The 19,932-nt window shown below is 69.8% G+C and carries 15 protein-coding genes and 1 pseudogene; 9 read left to right on the top strand and 7 right to left on the bottom strand.

Annotation, left to right across the window (positions count from 1 at the left end; translation table 11 throughout):
• Window positions 1-324 (top strand): annotated as a pseudogene (locus tag FV229_RS17305) (phosphomannomutase); the annotation flags it as partial.
• A gap of 42 nt (window positions 325-366) precedes the next feature.
• On the opposite strand, the gene FV229_RS17300 reads toward FV229_RS17305, so the two are convergent.
• Complete coding sequence (locus FV229_RS17300) at window positions 367-1,374, bottom strand: sensor domain-containing diguanylate cyclase (RefSeq protein ID WP_246688228.1); 1,008 nt, start codon at window positions 1,372-1,374, stop codon at window positions 367-369.
• Between the two features lie 255 nt (window positions 1,375-1,629).
• Here FV229_RS17300 and FV229_RS17295 point away from each other — a divergent pair, with 255 nt between their 5' ends.
• The 3 genes from FV229_RS17295 to FV229_RS17285 all read left to right on the top strand — a co-directional run bounded on the left by FV229_RS17295 (window position 1,630) and on the right by FV229_RS17285 (window position 5,422).
• Window positions 1,630-2,100: a CAP domain-containing protein gene (locus FV229_RS17295; protein WP_246688229.1), complete on the top strand. Its 471-nt coding sequence runs from the start codon at window positions 1,630-1,632 to the stop codon at window positions 2,098-2,100.
• Window positions 2,101-2,137: 37 nt separating this feature from the next.
• A complete protein-coding gene (locus tag FV229_RS17290) occupies window positions 2,138-3,079 on the top strand; it encodes a TAXI family TRAP transporter solute-binding subunit (RefSeq protein WP_147753147.1) in 942 nt (313 codons plus the stop codon).
• 558 nt (window positions 3,080-3,637) lie between these two features.
• Window positions 3,638-5,422 carry a glucan ABC transporter ATP-binding protein/ permease gene (locus tag FV229_RS17285; protein ID WP_147753146.1) on the top strand — a complete coding sequence of 595 codons (1,785 nt, stop codon included), beginning with the start codon at window positions 3,638-3,640 and terminating at the stop codon, window positions 5,420-5,422.
• 472 nt (window positions 5,423-5,894) lie between these two features.
• On the opposite strand, the gene FV229_RS17280 is transcribed toward FV229_RS17285, so the two are convergent.
• Window positions 5,895-6,770 (bottom strand): YihY/virulence factor BrkB family protein, encoded by an 876-nt coding sequence (locus FV229_RS17280; protein ID WP_147753145.1) that lies wholly within the window; start codon window positions 6,768-6,770, stop codon window positions 5,895-5,897.
• 280 nt (window positions 6,771-7,050) lie between these two features.
• On the opposite strand from FV229_RS17280, the gene FV229_RS17275 reads away from it, so the two are divergent.
• Window positions 7,051-7,929, top strand: coding sequence for a DMT family transporter (locus tag FV229_RS17275; protein ID WP_147753144.1), 879 nt, complete (start codon window positions 7,051-7,053; stop codon window positions 7,927-7,929).
• A 184-nt stretch (window positions 7,930-8,113) separates the two neighbouring features.
• The gene (locus FV229_RS17270) at window positions 8,114-9,796 is read left to right on the top strand and encodes an acyl-CoA dehydrogenase family protein (protein ID WP_147753143.1); all 1,683 of its coding nucleotides are present in this window, start codon (window positions 8,114-8,116) and stop codon (window positions 9,794-9,796) included.
• A gap of 467 nt (window positions 9,797-10,263) precedes the next feature.
• Here FV229_RS17270 and FV229_RS17265 read toward each other — a convergent pair whose 3' ends face one another.
• The 3 genes from FV229_RS17265 to FV229_RS17255 all read right to left on the bottom strand — a co-directional run bounded on the left by FV229_RS17265 (window position 10,264) and on the right by FV229_RS17255 (window position 12,264).
• Complete coding sequence (locus FV229_RS17265) at window positions 10,264-11,544, bottom strand: hypothetical protein (RefSeq protein WP_147753142.1); 1,281 nt, start codon at window positions 11,542-11,544, stop codon at window positions 10,264-10,266.
• An 89-nt stretch (window positions 11,545-11,633) separates the two neighbouring features.
• A complete protein-coding gene (locus FV229_RS17260) occupies window positions 11,634-11,915 on the bottom strand; it encodes a hypothetical protein (RefSeq protein ID WP_147753141.1) in 282 nt (93 codons plus the stop codon).
• A complete protein-coding gene (locus tag FV229_RS17255; protein ID WP_147753140.1) occupies window positions 11,890-12,264 on the bottom strand; it encodes a hypothetical protein in 375 nt (124 codons plus the stop codon). Before FV229_RS17255 ends, FV229_RS17260 begins: the two co-directional genes overlap by 26 nt.
• Between FV229_RS17255 and aat the strand changes: the two genes are divergently transcribed.
• On the top strand, window positions 12,263-12,949 hold the full coding sequence (gene aat, locus FV229_RS17250; protein WP_147753139.1) for a leucyl/phenylalanyl-tRNA--protein transferase: 687 nt from the start codon (window positions 12,263-12,265) through the stop codon (window positions 12,947-12,949). The genes FV229_RS17255 and aat overlap by 2 nt on opposite strands.
• A 48-nt stretch (window positions 12,950-12,997) precedes the next feature.
• On the opposite strand, the gene FV229_RS17245 is transcribed toward aat, so the two are convergent.
• Both FV229_RS17245 and FV229_RS17240 read right to left on the bottom strand, forming a co-directional pair.
• Complete coding sequence (locus FV229_RS17245; protein ID WP_147753138.1) at window positions 12,998-13,651, bottom strand: DUF2155 domain-containing protein; 654 nt, start codon at window positions 13,649-13,651, stop codon at window positions 12,998-13,000.
• Between the two features lie 346 nt (window positions 13,652-13,997).
• Window positions 13,998-14,414 carry an NADH:ubiquinone oxidoreductase subunit NDUFA12 gene (locus FV229_RS17240; protein WP_147753137.1) on the bottom strand — a complete coding sequence of 139 codons (417 nt, stop codon included), beginning with the start codon at window positions 14,412-14,414 and terminating at the stop codon, window positions 13,998-14,000.
• Window positions 14,415-14,974: 560 nt separating this feature from the next.
• Between FV229_RS17240 and FV229_RS17235 the strand changes: the two genes are divergently transcribed.
• On the top strand, window positions 14,975-18,700 hold the full coding sequence (locus FV229_RS17235) for a vitamin B12-dependent ribonucleotide reductase (protein WP_147753136.1): 3,726 nt from the start codon (window positions 14,975-14,977) through the stop codon (window positions 18,698-18,700).
• Between the two features lie 380 nt (window positions 18,701-19,080).
• Window positions 19,081-19,812: a nucleotidyltransferase gene (locus FV229_RS17230; RefSeq protein WP_147753135.1), complete on the top strand. Its 732-nt coding sequence runs from the start codon at window positions 19,081-19,083 to the stop codon at window positions 19,810-19,812.
• Window positions 19,813-19,932 lie beyond the last annotated feature (120 nt).

Raw genomic sequence — 19,932 nt, 5'->3', positions numbered from 1 at the left:
GCGCTCGACGTCGGCGCGATGGCGAGCGACCGCCTGCCCGAGACGCCGCCCGAGCGCAGCGGCGCGCTCCTGCACAGCCTCGGCGACGCCGGGTTCCGGCACACGTTCCTGCAGCCGGTCGGCACCCCGGAGGCCGTCGACGCGCAGGACGGGGTCCGGATCGCGCTCGACGGCGGCCGCACGATCCACTTCCGCGCCTCGGGCAACGCGCCGGAGCTGCGCTGCTACACCGAGGCGCGCACCGAAGCGGAGGCCAAGGGCCTCCTGGCCTGGGGCCTGAAGGCGGCGGCGGCGGCGATGGCGGCGCACCCGCGGGACGCGTAGGCGTCGTCGTATCCTCGGGGGCGGCCGCGCGAGGCTGGGCGATCACGCGAGGCGGATCGGGGCGCCATGGGTGCGGAACGTGTTCCGGCCGGCGCGCTTGGCGGCGTAGAGCGCCGCGTCGGCGCGGGCGAAGGCATCCGCCGGGCCGCCCCCTACCAGGGCCGCGATGCCCACCGAGGCGCCGACCCGGATCGTGACGCCGCCGACCTGCATCGGCCGGCCGACCGCGCCGACGATCCGCGCCGCGAGGGCTTCGGCGGCGTCGGCCGCGCAATCGCCGCCGAGCAGGATCGCGAACTCGTCGCCGCCGATCCGCGCCACGAGGTCGGCCCGGCGGCAGAGCCCGGCCAGGCGGCGGGCCGCCTCCCGCAGGCAGGCATCGCCTGCCGCGTGGCCGAAGCCGTCGTTGACCGCTTTGAAGCCGTCGAGATCGACCAGCACCAGCAGCCCCGCGCCGGCACGGCACAGGGCCGCAAGGCGGTCCTCGAAGCACATCCGGTTGGCCAGCCCCGTCATCCCGTCGACCTCGGCGCGCCGGCGCGCCGCCTCGGCGGCCAGCCTCTCCTCGGTGACGTCCTGCTTGATCCCGAACAGCCGAACCGCGACGCCCGCGCGCGCCTCCACCGTAGCGGTCAGGCGAATCCAGCGGAGCTGCCCGGCGGCGGTCCGGATCTCGGCGTCGAGGCGGAAGCCGGTCCGCTCGGCGATCGCCCGCGTGCGGGCCGCCTCGAGGGCGCGGCGCGAGGCGGCCGGATAGTGCTCGAGGGTGCGCCCCCGCGACAGGGCCGTCCCGCGCGGAATCCCGAACAGGTCGTAGACGCCGGACGACCAGTCGAGGGCCTCGTCGTGCAGCCGGCATTCCCACAGGCCGATCCCGGCCGCGGCAGCGGCCTGATCGAAGCTGCGCTGGCGCTCGGCCAGCCGCTCGGCGTCCCGGCGGATCAGGCGCAGCTGCGCCTCGGCGGACCGGAGGGTCGCCGAGGCCGCAGCAGCGGCATGGGTGGGCAGCCCGGTCATGCGGTAGGCGACGCCGCCTTGCGGGAGCCGCACCACGGGTTCGCTTCGGAGATTGCCACGCGATCCTCTCGGCGGACCGGAGCGAGCACAGGGAACGTCCCGGCATCCACGGTTCGATTCGGCACAGCCTAAGCGCAAGCCGGTGAACGGATCGTCAATCCTGATGACCGTCGCCGCTGCACGGTGCCGGCGGACACCCTATATAATCGCGCGGGCGGCCCGGCGCGGGCTGATGGCGAGCGGCGGGTCGGACACGTGGGCAGGATCGGACAATACGGTGCGGGCGTCCTGGTGTTGGCCGGCACGGCGTTGCTCGCCGGATGCGCTGCCGACACGCAGACGACCTCGGCGCTGCCGAGCCTCTACCTGCCGCTGTCAAACGACGCCGCCCACGTCGACACGGAAGCCGCCCGTGACATGATCTCGGCCTATCGCCGCGGCCGCGGCGAGGCGGCCCTCACCCTCGATCCGCAATTACAGAAGCTCGCCGAGGCCGAGGCCGCGTCGATGGCGCTCGCAGACAGGCCGAGCAAGGCGCAGACCGTGAAGGGCGCGGTGGAGCGCCTCGGCTTCGCCTCGGCCAACGCCAACCTGTCGGCCGGCTACCACACCCTCGCAGAGGCCTTCTCCGGCTGGCGCGACAGCCCGCCCCACAACGCGGTGATGCTCGATCCGAAGGCCGCGCGGATGGGGATCGCCACCGCCTACGCGCCCGGCTCGAAGTACAAGGTCTACTGGGCGCTGCTGACCGCAAAATAACGCCCCGCCGGCCGGCAGGACCGATCCGGAGGATGCGATGCCGCCGACACGCGCCATGTTCACCCTGTGCCTAGTCGCGCTGCTGGCGCAGTCGGTGCGGGCCGATCCGCTCCGCCTCGTCCTCGGCACCGCCACCCCCGGCGGCGGCTTTCCCGCCTACGGCGCGGCGCTCGCCTCCGCGATCCATGAGGTCGACCCGGACCTCACCCTCGAGACCCGCGCCACCGGCGGCTCGGCCGAGAACGTCGGGCTGTTGCGCGCCGGCTCCGTCGACCTCGCCCTGGTGCAGGGGGAATTTGCTTACCCGGCGCTGGCGGCAAAAGTCGCGCCGCGCCTCACGGTGGTCGCGCCGATGTACGCCACCCCCGGCCTGCTCGTCGTCGCTGCTGCGAGCCCCGTGCGGACGCTGGCGGACCTCGCCGGCAAGCCGGTGGCGCTCGGCACACGCAATTCCGGGCTGACGGCGATGGGCCGCGCGGTGCTCACCGCCTCGGGCCTCGACCCGGAGCGCGACGTCGTCCCGATCCTGCTGGCCCATGCCGGCGACGGCCCGGCCCTGGTCGCCGACGGGCGCGCGGCCGGGCTCTGGGGCGGCGGGATCGGCTGGCCGGGCTTCATGGCGGTGGCGGCGCTGCCCGGCGGGGCCCGCTTCGTCGGACCGGCGCCGGAGGCGATCGACCGGGCGCTCGCCGCCAGCCCATCGCTCCGCCGCATGACCGTGCCGGCCGGCAGCTTCCGCGGCCAGGACGCGGCGATCGACACCGTCGGATCGTGGAGCCTCGTCCTCGCGCGGCCCGGCCTCGACCCGGAGGCGGCCCACCGGCTGGTGGCGGCAATCGACCGGGCGGGCGCGGACTTGGCCCGGCGCCTGCCGCAGGGCCGCGACAGCGATCCCCGGAACCTCTCCGGCGCGGTGCCGGCCGAAAACCTCAACCCGGGGACGGCGCGCTACCTGCGCGAGGTCGGCGCGGCACGCTGACCGTCCGATCTCGAGCAGGCTCTCGGCTTCGGGAGGGGCATCGTCTCGACGCACGCCGTCAGTCACCGCGCGTGAAGATGTTCCGGCTGTCGTCATTCCGGGGCTGCGAAGTGGAGCCCGGAATCCAGAGCCTACGACGAAACCAGGTCCGACACCGCCGGCGGTCCCGGAATGACGGTGCTGGAGGAGGTGGCCTCAGGCCGAGCCGGCGCGGGCGCTGCCGAACATGACGCCCGACGCGAGAATTCGCCCGCATGCGCCGTTCGCGCGCTTGTGAACCGCTCGGGCGCGGGGTTAGGAAATCTTGCTGAACGAACCGTAAAGACGGCCCGCCCCCGCGGCGGCTCCGTCAGGCGCCGTTCAGCCAACCCCTGGCATAAGCCCCATCGCGCCAAGCGTTTGGGAGCCCGGAGTTCGGGACGTCCCACTTGACCGCCCGCACGATCGGACGGGGCGCGACGGAATGAGGAGGCCGGGCCGCAACCGCGGACCGGTTCGGGGAAGAAGCGCGCGGGACCCGGGCAACACGGGGCGTGCAGAGGTCGGTTCGGAGCTGACATGTCGCTGTTTCGTCTCTACGCGCGCGTCCTGAGCCTTCTGGGCCACGACAAGCGGCTCGCCGTCGGCCTCGGCTTCGCCAACGTGGCGCTGGCGGTGGCGGCGTTCGCCGAGCCGCTGATCATGGGCCGCATCATCGACGGGCTCACCCACCTCAAGCGCGGCGGCAACGGCCTGCAGACCATGCTGCCGCTGATCGGCGCGTGGGTGGCGTTCGGCTTCTTCACCATCGCGGCGGGCGTCGCCATCGCGCTCCACGCCGACCGGCTGGCCCACCGCAACCGCCTCTCGACGATGGCGAACTACTTCGAGCACGTCCTCGACCTGCCGCTCGCCTTCCACTCGGCCAACCATTCCGGCCGCGTGCTGAAGGCGATGCTGGAGGGCACCAACGGCATGTCGACCCTGTGGCTCGGCTTCTTCCGCGACCACTTCGCGGCCCTGGTCTCGCTGGGCGTGCTGCTGCCGATGACGCTGTTCGTGAACTGGCAGCTCGGCTCGATCCTGCTCGTGCTGGTGCTGGTGTTCACCGCGCTGACCACCTTCGTCATGCGCCGCACCGAGACCCTGCAGGGCGAGGTCGAGTTCTACAATTCGGGCCTCGCTGCGCACGCGTCCGACGCGCTCGGCAACGTCGCCGTGATTCAGTCCTTCACCCGCGCCAAGGCCGAGAAGGACGCGATGCGCGACATCATCGGCAACCTGCTCGCCGCGCAGATCCCGGTCCTATCCTGGTGGGCGCTGGCCAACGTCGCGACCCGCGCCTCGGCCACCATCACCATGACCGCGGTGTTCGTCACCGGCATCATGCTCTACCAGGCCGGCTCGACCACCGTCGGCGAGGTCGTGGCCTTCATGAGCCTCGCCACCGCCCTGGTGACCCGCCTCGACCACGTGGTCGGCTTCGTCAACGGCCTGTTCCAGCAGGCCCCGAAGATCGCCGAGTTCTTCACCATCTTCGATACGGTGCCGGCCGTCCGCGACCGCGCGCACGCGGTCCAAGTCTCTCGCTTCGAGGGCGAGGTCGAGTTCGACGCCGTCGGCTTCTCCTACGACGGGCGCCGCAAGGCGCTCGACGGGGTGTCGTTCTCGGCGCGCGCCGGCGAGACCGTGGCGCTCGTCGGCACCACCGGCTCGGGCAAGTCGACCACGCTCGGCCTGCTCCACCGCAGCTTCGACCCTGGCGCCGGCGCGATCCGCATCGACGGGATGGACATCCGCGACGTCGGCGTCTCGTCGCTGCGCCACAACATCGGCGTGGTGTTCCAGGAGCCGATGCTGTTCGCCCGCTCGATCCGCGAGAACCTCCAGGTCGGCCGCCCGGACGCCACCGACGCCGAGATGCTCGACGCGCTGGAGCGCGCCCAGGCCTCCGCCTTCATGGCGCGCCAGCCCGACGGCCTCGACACGGTGATCGGCGAGCGCGGTCGCTCGCTCTCGGGCGGCGAGCGCCAGCGGCTCTCGATCGCCCGGGCGATCCTGAAGAACCCGCCGATCCTAATCCTCGACGAGGCGACGAGCGCGCTGGACGCCGCCACCGAACGCCGCCTGCAGGGCGCGCTGGAAGCCGTGATGGAGGGCCGCACCACCTTCGTCATCGCCCACCGCCTCGCGACGATCCGCAACGCCGACCGCATCCTGGTCTTCCACGAGGGCCGCATCGTCGAGAGCGGCACCTTCGACGGCTTGGTGGCCCAGAACGGCCGCTTCGCCGAACTCGCCCGGGCGCAGTTCATGGCGGCCGAGGCCGACGAGGAAGAGGCGGTGCTGGCGCTGGCGGCGTGAACGAGGACCGTTACGCGGATGCGGGGCCGGGCCGAAAGGTCCGGCTTCGTACGTTCCGAGGACTGCCGGCCACTCCTCTTCTGCAAGACGGCATGTGATTCCGACACCTCTCGTTTTCGGCTTCCGCATCCTCCCAGTCCTCCCGGGGCCCCGAAGGCGAGCCCGGGATCCAGAACCGGAGGTCATGCTCCAGTCTGCGCCGTCGGCGGCTCTGGATCCCGGGTTCTGCTGCGCAACCCCGGGATGACGGCGCGGGTGCGGTTCGCTTCGACGAGCGCTGGGAATCCGGCAGGCTCGCGTCGGAGGGGAGTGGCGCGGACCATCGCCGCGACAGGTCCTGATCGGCTGACGCCCAAAGAAAAACGGCCCGCCGCCCGTTTCGGGGAGGCTGGCCGGACGAGGTTTCGGATCACATGGAGTCTCGTGGCAAACAGCCCGGATCGGACTCGGTTCCCGGCAAAGCGTCTCGGCTCTAGGGGTGCGCTTGGCGCGCCAGCATCCGGGCACGGAGCCGGGCGCGACGGGCCGCGATCACCGTGCCGTTGATCTCGCCGCCGAACAGGAACATCGCCGCGAGCCAGTAGAGGAACACCAGGAACACCATCGCGGTGGCCAGGCCCCCGTAGGTGGAGGCGTAGGCGGTCGAGAAGCGGTCGAGATAGTATCCGAAGCCGAGGCCGGCGAAGAACCACAGCAGCAGCGTCACCCCGATGCCCGGCAGCACCGCCAGGAACGAGCGCCGGCCGGCGGCGACGAACTTGTGGGCGATGATCAGCACCATGGCCAGCAGCAGCGCCGTGATGCCGATGCGCGCGATCGCCACGGTGAGGCCGAGGGGCTCCAGCCCCGGCGCGACCAGGACGACGTTGCGCCAGATCAGAGGCCCCAGCACCACCAGCAGCGCGAAGGCCAGCATCGCGAAGGCGCCGCAGACGACGTAGCCGATCGATTCGAGGCGCGTCAGCCACCACGGCCGCATCTCGCGCAGGCCGTAGGCGCGGTTCAGACCCACCCGCAGGCTCTCGACGCCGGAGGACGAGAAGTACAGCGCCAGCACCGCGCCCACCGTCAGCACCCCGCCGCGCTGCTCGGTGAGCACCCGGTGCACCTCGCCGACGATCGGCTTGGCGACCTCCCGGGGCCAGGCGTCGAAGATCAGTACGCCGGCCTCGTCCGCCAGGGACTTGGTGCCGAGCAGGCCCGCGAGCGCCGCAAGCAGGATCAGGAACGGGAACAGTGAGGTCAGGATCGACAGGGCGATGTGGCTCGCGATCGCCCAGCCGTCATGGGACACGAAGCGCTGCGCGGCGATGCCCGCGACCTCGAGGGCGGTGCGGAGGGGTTTCATGCCGGCATCCCCCCTCCCCGCGTGCGCGGCAAAGGGATGTGCGGCGATCCTTCCGTCAAAGCGTTTGTCACGTGCGGCGATGCTACCCGATGGAGGATGCGTTTTCCGGATACGTGATCGCCCGCCCGCCTCCGTCAACGCGTGGAGAGGCGGGCGGGGGCGTTCGGTGCCGGGGTGAAGCCTTCGGGCAACGGCAGGTGGCCCCCTGTCCCGCAGTCGGGGGCGCGAGGCGGCTTTTTCGGTTGTCACCGCGGGCGCCGCGTGCTGCCTGCGCGGCATCATGCCAGCCCTCCTCGCAAACGTCCTGATCCCAGGCCTGTTCGTCCTGATCTGGGCGACCGGCTTCATCGCGGCCCGGTTCGTCGCGCCCCACGCCCAGCCGCTGCCCTTCGTGGCGTTGCGGGTCATGGGTGTGGCCCTGGTGCTCGCCGCCATCGCGCTGGCCCTGCGCGCCCGCTGGCCGCGGACCGGCGCCGGGTGGCGCAACGCGATCGTTGCGGGCGTGCTGATGCAGGGCTGCTACATCGTCGGCGTGTTCTGGGCGATCCATCGCGGCCTTCCGGCGGGGATCGCCGCCCTCGTCGGCAGCCTGCAGCCGCTGGCGACGGCGATGCTGGCCGGGCCGGTGCTCGGCGAGGCGGTGAGCCGGCGCCGCTGGTTCGGGATCGGGATCGGCTTCCTCGGAGCCGGCCTCGTCCTCGCCCCGAAGATCGGCGCCGCCGACCCCGCCGGCATCCCGCCCGTGGCGCTCGCCGCCTGTGCCGGCGCGGTCGCCGCGATCACGCTCGGCACGCTCTGGCAGAAGCGCACGGGCGCCGACGCCGACCTCCTCGCCACGGCGACGCTGCAGTTCGTCGGCGCCTGCTTGGTCGCCGTGCCGCTGGCGCTGCTCTCCGGCGACGGCCTCGGCGTGCCGCTGCTGCTGCCGGTCTGGCTCGGGATGGCGTGGTCGGTGCTGGTGAGCTCCGTCGCCGGGATCCTGCTCCTGCTCGTCCTGATCCGCCGCGGTGCGGTGGCCGGCGTCTCGGCGCTGCTGTTCCTGGTGCCGCCGGTCTCGGCGGCGATGGCCTATCTGATGTTCGGCGAGGCGCTGACCGGGCTGCAGATCGCCGGCATGGCGGTCGCCGCGGTCGGCGTCGCCGTGGCCAACCGGGGCTAAGCTCGACGGCGCGGCGACGGCGCCCACTGTTTCGCCAACCAGTTGCGGCGTTGAGGAAAATTGCACGCGGCTGCATAGAAAATTCAAGACGAATTGCGGTCCCGAGCCTGAAGAATTTGCTACGTCCCGGCCGATCGGGCCTATATTGCTGGCAACCGGAAACGTTCAGACGAAAGTGCCAGCCATGTCCGCTTCGCCCGCCTTCCAGCCCGAGCCGCAGGATCTCGTCGCCCTCACGAAGGCCGCCGGCGAATCCGCGAAACGTCTCGTCGCCGAGGCGACCCGCCGGGTCCGCACCCGCGTGCTCGGCACCGACGGCAAGGTCGACGCCGCCAAGCTGGAGGCCGAGCAGCACGCCGCCCACGGGCTGGCCTGGATCGCCACCTACGGCGAGGCGGTGCGCGAGCTCGGCACCTACGCCGCGAACCTGCGCGAGGCCGGCCGCCTCGGCGAGACCGAGACGCTGCTCGTGAAGATCGGCGCCGGCGAGTACCTCGAGCAGATGTTCTCGGGCATCCCGATGAGCCAGGGCGAGATGGTGCGCCCGGTCGGCTCGCTCGGTCTCACCGCCCGCGAGGTGCAGCAGTTCCGTACCGACGCCGTCGAGGCGCTGATCGCCGACGGCAACACCCCGGAGAACCGCGCCGCCCTGGTGCAGAAGATCCGCGACGGCGCGGCCTCGGCCACCGTCGGCGATTCTGGCCTCGACGAGGACATGGAGGCGATCCGCTCCGAGATGCGCCGCTTCGGCAAGGCCGAGGTGGTGGCCCAGGCGCACGAGTGGCACCTGAAGAACGACTACATCCCGATGGAGATCGTCGCCAAGATGGCCGAGCTCGGCGTCTTCGGCCTGACGATCCCGGAGGAGTACGGCGGCATGGGCCTGCCGAAGATCTCCATGTGCGTCGTCTCCGAGGAGCTGTCGCGCGCCTATATCGGCGTCGGCTCTCTCGGCACCCGCTCGGAGATCGCCGCAGAGCTGATCCTGTGCGGCGGCACCGAGGAGCAGAAGCAGCGCTTCCTGCCCAAGATCGCGTCGGGCGACATCCTGCCGACCGCGGTGTTCACCGAGCCGAACACCGGCTCGGACCTCGCATCCTTGCGCACCAAGGCGGTGAAGGACGGCGAGACCTGGAAGATATCCGGCAACAAGACCTGGATCACCCACCCCGTCCGCGCCGACATCATGACCGTGCTGGTCCGCACGAAGCCCGAGGAGAAGGGCCACCGTGGCCTCTCGATGCTGATCGCCGAGAAGCCCCGCGGCACCGACGCGGAGCCGTTCCCGGTCGAGGGCCTAACCGGCGGCGAGATCGAGGTGCTCGGCTACCGCGGCATGAAGGAGTACGAGCTCGCCTTCGAGAACTTCGAGGTGCCGGCCGCCAACCTGCTCGGCGAGGTCGAGGGCAAGGGCTTCGCCCAGCTGATGCAGACCTTCGAATCGGCCCGCATCCAGACCGCGGCCCGCGCCGTCGGCGTCGCCCAGTCGGCCCTCGACCTCGGCCTGCGCTACGCCGAGGACCGGGTGCAATTCGGCAAGCCGCTGATCAGCTTCCCGCGGGTGGCCGACAAGCTCGCGATGATGGCGGTGGAGATCAACATCGCCCGCCAGCTCACCTACTTCTCGGCGCGCGAGAAGGACGAGGGCAAGCGCTGCGACCTCGAGGCCGGCATGGCGAAGCTGCTGGGCGCCCGCGTCGCGTGGGCGGCGGCCGACAACGCCCTGCAGATCCACGGCGGCAACGGCTTCGCCCTGGAATACGCCGTCAGCCGGGTGCTGTGCGACGCCCGCATCCTCTCGATCTTCGAAGGCGCGGCCGAGATTCAGGCCCAGGTCATCGCCCGGCGCCTGCTCGAGGCGGCGTGAGTCGATGCCCGGGCCTTTAGGCTCGGGCACCGCGGGCTCCGCGTTTTCCACCTTCGGACGTCTGCAGAGTGATGCGCGGGTCCCTTCTCCCATGAGGAGAAGGACAGGATGAGGGGCGTGCCCCCTCGGTGTAGGTCACGCCCCCCCAAGCCTACCCTCTCCCCTGGGCAGGGCGATCGCAGATGGCGATTTGCTCTTCGGAAACACACTGGCAGCACCGCGTCATCCCGGGGCCGCGCAGCGGAGCCCGGGATCCAGAAACGCAGGTCGAGCCGGATTTTGCACCAACGGCGGCTAGGGATTCCGGGCTCGCCTGCGGCGCCCCGGAATAACGGTGTGGTGCCTCCTGCAATTACCGTCCCCCACGGGGGGCCGAGCGGTGCTTCGGACAGTCCAACCGCGACCGTGCGCAGAGACGCGTGAACACGACCGCCAGCGGGGAGGGAGACGCCTCCCCCAAACCGCACTCACGGCACGGCGACCGCGGCGACCGCGTGCGGCGTGTCGTCGAGAAGCAGTGCCCGCAGCAGGGCGGCGGCGTCCGGGCCTGTGCCTTCGAGCACCTGCCGTAAAGCCGCGATCCGGGCGCCGCACCGGACCGCCAGGTGCCGGGCGTGTCGCCGCGGGCGCGCGGCTTCGGCATCCGCGGCGGTCGTCGGCTCCCTGGCGGCTGTGGCTTGCCGCAACGCCTGCGCCACCAGCGCCGCCAGGCTCGGCACCGGATGATGGGCCTGCCGCAACGCCTCCTCGATCGCGACCAGGTCGCCGCCGGCCATCGCCTCGCAGGTGCTGTCGTCGGAGGCCTGCGCCGCGCGCATCGCCGTCAGGGTTGCATGCCCGAGGGCGCGGACCGTGGCGTCGTCGGCCCGGCGGAACAGGCCCCGCAGGTGCGCGCTCGCGTGGGCGCGCATCCCGCCGAGGGCATCCGCCTCCGAGCGGCCGTCGTGGTAGCCGTCGCGGTACCAGGCGGCGATCCGATCGATGGCGCCAGGCTCCGCTTGGGCGAGGATCGGCAGGTTGCGCAGCACCTGCGCGCGGGCCGCGAGCGGGCTGTCGTCGTCGTCCAGGGTCGAGTCGGGGAAGCGGTCGGTCTCCACCACCTCGGTCACGGCGCCGGCCCGGATCAGGCGGTCGGCGTCAGGCATCCAGATGTCGTCGGAGGCGACCGCCAGCGCCTCGGCGGCGAAGTCCGCAGCGAGCCCCGCCGCGCGATAGGCCGCCCGCTCAGGGGCCGCGTCGATCGGGAAGGCCTGCCCGAACAGACCGGCTTCGTAGGGGGCGTGGAAGCCGAGCCGTCCGCTCGCGCCGAGGTAGCGCCCGCGACCGCGGACGAAGGCCAGGGTGCAGGCCGAGGCGCACTCGTCGGGAACGTAGGTGTCGAGCTGGTGCGCGGCGATCAGCGCGCCCAGCGCCAGCCCCTCCTCGACGAGGCCGCCGCCGCTGGTGAGATGGATGCGGCGAACGTTTGGATGCGCGGCGAGCAGGTTCGCGACCTGCAGTGCGACGCCGTCCATCAGGTCGCCGGCCACCCGCACGTCTGCCCCGCCCGGCCCGAGGACGACCCGCGCCCCAGCCTCCTCCGGCGCGAAGCGCTGCGCGAGGTCCGTCGAGGCGCCGACGAACGCCATCCGCACGGCGGTCCGCGTGTCGGCCGAGACCGCGCCGACGAGGCAGGCGACGCCGAGCGCCGAGACCGCACACGTGGTCGCGAACTGGGTCGCGAAGCGGCGGGGCTTGTCGTTCGGCATGCCAAGACCTCTCGCCTGCGCCTTCGCGCAGGCCGTCTCACGGATTGGAGTTTATTGGGATCACGCTTCGGGCCGAGCGGGCCGGCGGCTTAGAACGCCTCATGCGCGAGGTAGGCGACCATCATCTCGGCCACCGCGCGGCCGGCATAGGCCGGCGGGCTCTCGCCCCGTCGCACCGGGAAGGCGTCGACGATCCTGCGGCCGGCCAGGATGCCCCGGACCTCGTCGGGCATCAGACCGTCGTCGACGGCGGTCGCGAAGGCGGCCCGGCCGTAATCGCGGCGCCGCAGGCGGGCCGCCGCGGCGGCGTCGCGGTATCCGGACGCGCGGCCGGCGCCGGTCGGGTCAAACGTTGCGTCGTGATAGCCCATGATCGAAGTCCTTCCCTGCCTGCTCTCGCTCCTTCCCCATGCCGTCGGTGCGGCAACAGGCGTGGATCGGGCCGGCAGGCATCCGGGACTTCAGCTGTGACTTGCGCATCGCCACGGTCATGCCGGCCTCCATGCGGCGTGTACGCCGCCGCGTCCTTTCGATAATCCTGACGATACGCTGCGAAGCCGGGGATGTGCTTCCAAAGTTATCCGCGGATGCAGACCAGTCGTGGCGCGGACGGATCGAACCGCAGAAGGATTGCGATCCGCGCGCCGCGGCGTCGGCGGCGCGGATTTGCGCGCCCGCCCCCTGGCGTTCCGGGCGCGCGCACGCCAGAATCGACGCCATGCACGACGGCACCCGCGTGGAGATCACGCCCGAGATCCTGCTCAAGGCCTACGCCGCCGGCATCTTCCCGATGGCCGAGGACGCCGACGACCCGACGCTGTACTGGGTCGAGCCGCGGGCGCGGGGCGTGCTGCCGCTGGACGGGTTCCGGGTGTCGAAGCGGCTCGCCCGCACGGTGCGCTCGGACGCGTTCGAGGTCCGCAGCGACACCGATTTCGACGGCGTGATCGCCGGCTGCGCCGCCCCGCGCCGCGAGAGCGAGCGCACCTGGATCAACGGCCGCATCCGCGAGCTCTACGGCGCACTGTTCGACCGCGGCCACGCCCACACCGTCGAGGTCTACGCCGGCGAGCCGCGCCGCCTCGTCGGCGGGCTCTACGGGGTGTCGATGGGCGCGGTCTTCTTCGGCGAGAGCATGTTCCACGAGGTCCGCGACGCCTCGAAGGTCGCCCTCGTCCACCTGATGGGCCGGCTTCGCGCCGGCGGATACCGCCTCGCCGACACGCAGTTCGTCACCGAGCACCTCGCCCAGTTCGGCGCCGAGGAGCTGCCGCGCCACGTCTACAAACGCCGCCTCGCCGAGGCGCTCGGCCATGCCGGCGACTGGAACGCCTGGCCGACGGACGGCAGCGTGCGCGGCGCTCAGGCGCTCGCCGCGCTCGGGGTGGGTGGCGCAGGGGATTGAGGCGAAAGCGTTTTCCTCCCGCACAAGGGGAGGAAGAAGAGATCGCGATCAGCGGAAGAGCGCGTCGAACAGCGATTGCGGCTGCTGGGGCTGCGGCGGGGCTGCGGCCGGGCCTTCGTTCGAGGGGAAGAACTTCCGCGAGGGCTTCTGGCGCGGCTGCACGGGGACGCCGCGTGGCGCCTCGACGTCGACCTGACCGGCCGAGTTGACCTGCTGCACCGTCTTGGTCGCATCCTTCGTGCCGCGCTTGCGCTCGGGCTTGGCGGCCATCGCCGGCACATCCTCCTGCTCGCGCGCCTCGGCGATGATGTCGCTGCCGCCCTTACAATCCACGAGCCACACGTCGTAGATCGGGTGCTCGATCGCGTGCAGGCCGGGACTCGAGGCGAACATCCAGCCGGTGAAGATCCGGCGGTACTTGTTCTCCAACGTCACCTCGTCGACCTCGAGGAAGGCCGTGGTCTTGGCGCTCTCGGTCGGCGGCCGCGTGTAGCAGACCCGCGGGGTGAGCTGCAGCGCGCCGAACTGCACGGTCTCGTCCACCGCCACCTCGAACGAGACGATGCGGCCGGTGATCTTGTCGAGGCCGGAGAACACCGCGGTCGGGTTCTTGATCTTGTCGGCCGAGGCTGGGCCTGCGCAGAGGGCGACGAAGGCGATAGCGAAGGGCCCGAGTGCGGCGCGTGCTGTGATGCGGCTCAAGGCACGCCCCTCCCGACGATTGGACGACGCGGCGAAAAGCCGACGGATGGCGGGCGTTCAACACCGGAACGGTGGTGGAAAAAGGGCGTGGCGCTTGTGATCCCGCCGTACGTCGGACGGACGAGGCCTGCAGGCTCCGTTTCCAGCCCCCCGTCATTCCGGTGCTGCGCAGCAGAGCCCAGAATCCAGATCCGCCGACAGCGCATGCTGAAGAGCGACCTGCGGCTCTGGATTCCGGGCTCGCCTACGGCGCCCCGGAATGACGGTGCCCTCGTCAGAAAAGGCCCTACAATCCCGAAGCCGGGTCAGCACAGGTCGGTGACCTGCCGGCAGGAGGACCGGAGCGCTACTCGCCTGGATTCCACGGCACGTAGTCGCCGGTCGCGGCGGGCCGCGCGCCCCAGGAGAGCTGCGAACCCTTTGGGCGGTAGGCGTCGGCCGTGCCGGTCATGTTCTCGACGTGGGGCTTCTGCCACTCGCGCGGGGTGTAGGCTTCCTCGCTCGGCGGCAGCTCGACGTTGTGGCAGAGCCAGCCGCGCCAGCCGGGCGGGACCTTCGAGGCGTCGGCATAGCCGTTGTAGACCACCCAGCGCCGCTCCGAGCCGACCGAGCGGTCGATCAGGGCGCCTTGCGCGCGATAGTACTTGTTGCCGTGGTCGTCGCTGCCGACGAAGTTGCCGCTGCGCGCGGTGTAGAGCGCGAGCGACATCGTCTGCCCGTTCCACCACGTGAAGATGCGCAGAAGCGTATCCTTGAGCGCCATCGCCGTCTCCGAGCCTCGTCGCACACGCGACCGCGATCGGTGTGCCGGGGCGGTTATGAGGAGCGGGTGGCCGCAAGTCCAGATCCAAGTCCGGAACCAGATCGAGATCCAAGTCCGCAGCGAGGGCTGCAACCCGGCGGCGCCGTCGCCGGGGGCCGAGGTGTCGCCCGGCGGTCACGCCCGTGCGGCCATGCGGCGCGAAGGCGCGTCGGGCCGTCCGCCGACGCTGTGGACGCAAAAATTTTCCGCGCGAAATCCCCACAGCAGAAACAGCACTTACGGGGCTCTGGGACTTATCCACAGTTTTACCCGCAAGACCACAACATCTAGCGTGGAACCGGCCGCCCGAACACCACTTGTTGACGTGAGGGTCGGCCCGGCGTTAATGTCCGGGCCATGGTTCGGGCGCACCGATCCGTTCGATCAGCGCGCGTCCAGCCACCTTCTTACCAACGTCGGCCAGTCCGGGCAGCGTCCATCCAGGCGCCCGGATTCGGCCCTTCGGATCTCCGGATTCAACCCCGGGGCGCAGCTGCGCCTCGTCGGGAGAGGTGCGTCTCATGCGGTTCGAGCGTCGTTACACCACGTCCGGTTCCTCGCCCTATGCGGCGATCCCCTTCCGCAAGGCGCTGTCGGAGATCCGCAACCCGGACGGCTCTACGGTCTTCCGCCTCGACGGAATCTCGGTGCCCGAGGCATGGTCCCAGGTCGCCAGCGACGTGTTGGCGCAGAAGTACTTCCGCAAGGCCGGCGTGCCGGCGCGCCTGAAGAAGGTCGAGGAGAACGACGTCCCCTCCTTCCTGTGGCGCTCGGTGCCCGACGAGGCGGCGCTGAACGAACTCCCCGAGGCCGAGCGCACCGGCTCCGAGACCTCCGCGACCCAGGTGTTCGATCGTCTCGCCGGCTGCTGGACCTATTGGGGCTGGAAAGGCGGCTACTTCACCAGCGAGGAGGACGCCTCCGCGTTCCTCGACGAGCTGCGCTTCATGCTCGCCAAGCAGATGGTCGCGCCGAACTCGCCGCAATGGTTCAACACCGGCCTGCACTGGGCCTACGGTATCGACGGCCCGAGCCAGGGCCACTACTACGTCGACTACAAGACCGGCGTGCTGACGAAGTCCGAGACGGCCTACGAGCACCCGCAGCCGCATGCCTGCTTCATCCAGTCGGTCCAGGACGACCTCGTCAACGAGGGAGGCATCATGGACCTGTGGGTCCGCGAGGCGCGCCTGTTCAAATACGGCTCCGGCACCGGCTCGAACTTCTCGTTGTTGCGTGGAGAAAACGAAAAGCTCGGCGGCGGCGGCAAGTCGTCGGGGCTGATGTCGTTCCTCAAGATCGGCGACCGGGCGGCCGGTGCGATCAAGTCCGGCGGCACCACGCGGCGCGCGGCCAAGATGGTCATCGTCGACATCGACCATCCGGACATCGAGCAGTTCATCGACTGGAAGGTGAAGGAGGAGCAGAAGGTCGCCGCCCTGGTGACCGGCTCCAAGGTCGTCTCCAAGCACCTCACCGCGGTGATGAAGGCCTGCACCCAGTGCGAGGCCGAGGGCGACGCCTGCTTCGATCCCGAGCGCAACCCGGCGCTCAAGCGCGAGATCAAGGCCGCCCGCAAGGCGATGGTGCCGGACGCCTACACCAAGCGCGTCGTCCAGTTCGCCCGCCAGGGCTTCACCAAGATCGACTTCCCCGTCTACGACACCGACTGGGATTCGGAGGCCTACCTCACGGTCGCCGGCCAGAACTCCAACAACTCCGTCTCCCTCACCGACGACTTTCTGCGCGCGGTCGAGGCCGACGGGGAGTGGCTGCTGCGCGACCGCAACTCGAACAAGACCAAGTCGGTCGGCGCCCGCCACCTCTGGGAGAAGATCGGCGAGGCCGCCTGGGCCTCGGCCGACCCGGGCCTGCACTTCAACACCACGATGAACGACTGGCACACCTGCCCGACCGGCGGGCGGATCCGGGCCTCGAACCCGTGCTCCGAGTACATGTTCCTCGACGACACCGCCTGCAACCTGGCCTCGGCCAACCTGCTGACGATGTACGACCGGCAGACCAAGCAGTTCGACGTCGAGGCGTTCGAGCACCTCAACCGCCTCTGGACGGTGGTGCTCGAGATCTCGGTGACGATGGCGCAGTTCCCGTCGAAGGAGATCGCCGAGCTCTCCTACAAGTACCGCACGCTGGGGCTGGGCTACGCCAACATCGGCGGCCTGCTGATGACCATGGGCCTGCCCTACGATTCGGATGCGGGCCGGGCTCTCGCCGGCGCGCTCACCGCGATCATGACCGGCGTGGCCTACGCCACCTCGGCCGAGATGGCCGCCGAGCTCGGGGCTTTTCCGGCCTACGAGGACAACGCTGACGCCATGCTGAAGGTGATCCGCAACCACCGCCGCGTGGCGCATGGCGAGGCCGAGGGCTACGAGTTCCTGTCGATCTCGCCCGTTCCCCTCGACCACGCCAACATCCCGCAGGGCAACCTCGGCGACCACGCCCGCGCCGCCTGGGACCGCGCCCTGCGGCTCGGCGAGGAGCACGGCTACCGCAACGCTCAGGCGACGGTGCTGGCACCGACGGGCACGATCGGTCTCGTTATGGATTGCGACACCACCGGCATCGAGCCCGACTTCGCCCTGGTGAAGTTCAAGAAGCTCGCCGGCGGTGGCTACTTCAAAATCATCAACCAGGCGGCTCCCGATGCGCTGCGGGCCTTGGGCTACCGGGAATCCGAGATCGCCGAGATCGAGGCCTACGCGGTCGGCCACGGCTCGATGGGCCAAGCGCCGGCGATCAACCCCGGCAGCCTGCGCGCCAAGGGATTTTCGGACGACAAGATCGCGGCGATCGAAGCCGGCCTGAAGTCGGCCTTCGACATCAAGTTCGTGTTCAACCGCTGGACGCTGGGCGACGACTTCCTCATGGGCACCCTGAAGGTGCCGGCGGAAAAGCTCTCCGACCCGACCTTCGAGCTGCTGCCGTTCCTCGGCTTCTCGAAGAAGGACGTCGAGGTCGCCAACACCCACATCTGCGGGGCGATGACCCTGGAGGGAGCTCCCTTCCTCAAGCAGGAGCACTACGCGGTGTTCGACTGCGCCAACCCGTGCGGGCGGATCGGCAAGCGCTACCTCTCGGTCGACAGCCACATCCGCATGATGGCCGCCGCCCAGCCCTTCATCTCGGGGGCGATCTCCAAGACCATCAACATGCCCAACGACGCCACGGTCGAGGATTGCAAGGCGGCCTACACCCTGTCCTGGCGCCTCGCGCTGAAGGCCAACGCCCTCTACCGCGACGGCTCCAAGCTGTCGCAGCCGCTGAACTCGGCCTTGATCCAGGACGAGGACGACGAGGAGGACATGGTCGAGGCGCTGGTCCAGATGCCCGCCGCGGCGAAAGCCACGCAGCTTGCCGAGAAGATCGTCGAGCGGGTGATCGAGCGGGTCGAGCGCATCCGCTCGCGGGAGAAGCTGCCGCACCGGCGCAAGGGCTACACCCAGAAGGCCGTCGTCGGCGGGCACAAGGTCTACCTGCGCACCGGGGAGTACGATGACGGCCGCATCGGCGAGATCTTCATCGACATGCACAAGGAGGGCGCCGCCTTCCGAAGCTTGATGAACAACTTCGCCATCGCGATCTCCCTCGGCCTCCAGTACGGCGTTCCGTTGGAGGAGTACGTCGAGGCGTTCACCTTCACCCGCTTCGAGCCGGCGGGCTTCGTGCAGGGCAACGACGCGATCAAGAACGCGACCTCGATCCTCGACTACGTCTTCCGCGAGCTGGCGATCTCGTACCTCGCCCGCATGGACCTCGCCCACGTCGACCCCTCCGAGATCGGCTCCACGATCCTCGGCGGCGGCGAGGGCGACACCACCCGCGAGCCGGGCAAGCCGCAGCAGACGGCCGCCAGCGTCGTCTCCCGCGGGCTGCTCCGCGGCTCGGCCGACCGGCTGACCCTGATCCAGGGCGGCCCGTCCGGCGCGACCGTCGGGGTCGGCTCCGGCAACGCGGGCCAGTCGGCCCCGGCCGGCGGCGTGGTCCACGCCCTACGCGGCGCGACGGCGCTGAAGATGGAGACCGAGCTGTCCGTCCACGCGGAGACCTCGATCGAGGCCCTGCCCTTCGCCAAGCCGGAGCGCAGCGTCGCCGACCGGCGGGCAGAAGCCAAGATGAAGGGCTACGTCGGCGAAGCCTGCCCGGAATGCGCGAACTTCACCCTGGTCCGCAACGGAACCTGCCTGAAGTGCGACACCTGCGGCGGCACGACCGGCTGCAGCTAGTTAGACCAAACCTCATTGTGGGCCGCCTTTGAGTTTGGTGTTTTTCGCGGGTTTTGGAGTTGCTGAAGTACCGAAAGTTTGCTTAAGGCAGTGTGCTTTTGGCTAGTCCTGAATGGCTCCTGCTCAAAGTGCAATATTTGCGGGAGCGCAACGTCGGGGCTTCAAAATATAAGGATCCTGTTTGTAGTGAAACGGAGGGCGAAGTTCGCCTCGATTAAGCTTCGACTTCCGCAGGCTAGTGATTTTTGAAACGAAATCATGGCCGGCCCATAAGAGGGCCGGCCAAAAAGCCTAAAAGAACAAACCGTGAAAGCTTGGCCGTGAGCCGGCCATGCCCTTCGAACCGTTTCACGCCTCAAGATCGAAAAGGAGATCGCGTAATGAACATGACTCCCGAAACGATCGCCTTGACCAAGGAGGCGGAAACCTTCTTGGAAGATCTCGCCGCCGAACTCGAAATCCCACAACGTCGCTATGAGCAGGCCCGAGACAGGTATCGCTTGCTCGGCGATTGGCTGCACCGTGACGCGTCAACCGTCCGGCGGTTCGATCCGCAAATCTACGCGCAGGGGTCTTTCCGGCTGGGCACAGCAATCAAGCCCACGTCTGAGAACGAGGACTACGACGTCGACTCGATCTGCGTCTTCAAGGCGCTCGATAGAGAGTTGATCACACAGCAGGACCTTAAAATCCGACTTGGTCGGGAGATCGAGGCCTACCGCATCGCCAATGGGATGATAAAACCCCTGGTCGAGGGTCGACGCTGCTGGGTCCTCAGCTACGCGGATGGGGCCCAATTCCACATGGATATTGTGCCGGCTGTTCCAAACGGCGAACGCCAGCGTCGTCGCCTGCTAGAGGCGCACCTCAGTACCGATTGGGCGGAGACGGCCGTCAGCATCACCGACAACGAGACGCGCGGTTACACCGTCATCACGGACGACTGGCAGCGATCCAATCCCAAGGGCTATTCGCGCTGGTTCAAGCAACGGACGACCGTGATCCTCGAAAAACGGCAACGTTTGACAGCGGACGAGGTCAGGGCCGAGGTCGAGGCCATTCCGACCTTCAAGCTGAAACTCCCGTTGCAGGCGGCAGTCATGATCTGTTGATTTCCGCTGAGAGTTGACCCGGCGTTTTCGTTGAGAAGTGACCCAGGTTCAGGGGTTGATGTTTATCATTGGGTGGGTCTGGTCAACTCACGGTGCGGCTCCTTTTCGGCTTTCCGGCTG

The organism is Methylobacterium sp. WL120 (genome assembly GCF_008039465.1).
Lineage (GTDB): Bacteria > Pseudomonadota > Alphaproteobacteria > Rhizobiales > Beijerinckiaceae > Methylobacterium > Methylobacterium cerastii.
Note: the sequence above shows the minus strand (reverse complement) of the source record. Positions and strands in the feature narration are given on the sequence as shown.

What these genes read in the sequence shown, in the direction of transcription:
- FV229_RS17275 (WP_147753144.1), top strand. Translation starts at nt 7,051, where the DNA reads ATGCCAGCCCTCCTCGCAAACGTCCTGATCCCAGGCCTGTTCGTCCTG.
- FV229_RS17240 (WP_147753137.1), bottom strand. Translation starts at nt 14,414, where the DNA reads ATGGCGCTCAAGGATACGCTTCTGCGCATCTTCACGTGGTGGAACGGG.
- FV229_RS17285 (WP_147753146.1), top strand. Translation starts at nt 3,638, where the DNA reads ATGTCGCTGTTTCGTCTCTACGCGCGCGTCCTGAGCCTTCTGGGCCAC.
- FV229_RS17230 (WP_147753135.1), top strand. Translation starts at nt 19,081, where the DNA reads ATGAACATGACTCCCGAAACGATCGCCTTGACCAAGGAGGCGGAAACC.
- FV229_RS17280 (WP_147753145.1), bottom strand. Translation starts at nt 6,770, where the DNA reads ATGAAACCCCTCCGCACCGCCCTCGAGGTCGCGGGCATCGCCGCGCAG.
- FV229_RS17255 (WP_147753140.1), bottom strand. Translation starts at nt 12,264, where the DNA reads ATGGCGTCGATTCTGGCGTGCGCGCGCCCGGAACGCCAGGGGGCGGGC.
- FV229_RS17290 (WP_147753147.1), top strand. Translation starts at nt 2,138, where the DNA reads ATGCCGCCGACACGCGCCATGTTCACCCTGTGCCTAGTCGCGCTGCTG.
- aat (WP_147753139.1), top strand. Translation starts at nt 12,263, where the DNA reads ATGCACGACGGCACCCGCGTGGAGATCACGCCCGAGATCCTGCTCAAG.
- FV229_RS17265 (WP_147753142.1), bottom strand. Translation starts at nt 11,544, where the DNA reads ATGCCGAACGACAAGCCCCGCCGCTTCGCGACCCAGTTCGCGACCACG.
- FV229_RS17260 (WP_147753141.1), bottom strand. Translation starts at nt 11,915, where the DNA reads ATGGGCTATCACGACGCAACGTTTGACCCGACCGGCGCCGGCCGCGCG.
- FV229_RS17235 (WP_147753136.1), top strand. Translation starts at nt 14,975, where the DNA reads ATGCGGTTCGAGCGTCGTTACACCACGTCCGGTTCCTCGCCCTATGCG.
- FV229_RS17270 (WP_147753143.1), top strand. Translation starts at nt 8,114, where the DNA reads ATGTCCGCTTCGCCCGCCTTCCAGCCCGAGCCGCAGGATCTCGTCGCC.